Origin of the sequence: Streptomyces sp. 7-21, assembly GCF_016741785.1 — a bacterium.
Taxonomy (GTDB): domain Bacteria; phylum Actinomycetota; class Actinomycetes; order Streptomycetales; family Streptomycetaceae; genus Streptomyces.
In genome coordinates this window covers 1-609 of the sequence record NZ_JAERRL010000045.1, presented here as the reverse complement: position 1 = coordinate 609, position 609 = coordinate 1, and the positions used below count along the sequence as shown (strand labels likewise).

The following is a 609-nucleotide window of genomic DNA, read 5'->3' as shown; positions in this document are numbered from 1 at the left end:
GGGCCGATCTGCAGCGCCTCCCGCACCTCCTCCGGCGAATACGGCTGGTGCCCGTCGAAACCATTCAACGCGATCACAAACGGCAGACCACTGTTCTCAAAGTAATCCACCGCAGGGAAACAGTCCGCCAGCCGGCGCGTATCCACCAGGACCACCGCACCGATCGCCCCCCGCACCAGGTCATCCCACATAAACCAGAAACGATCCTGCCCCGGCGTACCAAACAGGTACAGAATCAGATCCTGGTCCAACGTGATACGACCAAAATCCATCGCAACCGTGGTGGTCGTCTTCCCCGCGGTATGCGTCAGATCATCAATCCCCGCCGACGCCGACGTCATCACGGCTTCCGTCCGCAGCGGATTAATCTCCGACACCGACCCCACGAACGTCGTCTTCCCCACACCGAACCCACCCGCGATCACAATCTTCGCGGACGTCGTCGACCGGGCCGGCGCCGACAGACCGGCGTCGTTAGAGCTTGCGAAGTCCACTGAGCACCCTTTCCAGCAGCGTCACGTCAGGCTGACCACCGGGCTCCCCCTCATGACCCGGCTGGTGAATAGCGACAAGCCCGGCCTCGGCAAGATCAGCCACAAGAATCCGGGC

At 62.4% G+C, this 609-nt stretch carries 2 protein-coding genes; both read right to left on the bottom strand.

Translation table 11 applies throughout. The features are described 5' to 3' along the window. The coding region (locus JK356_RS21500; protein ID WP_201870350.1) for an ATP/GTP-binding protein at positions 1-494 on the bottom strand (494 nt) is incomplete at its 3' end. Next, positions 475-609: DUF742 domain-containing protein (locus JK356_RS21495; protein ID WP_201870349.1), on the bottom strand; the 135-nt coding region annotated here is incomplete at its 5' end. The genes JK356_RS21495 and JK356_RS21500, both read right to left, overlap by 20 nt.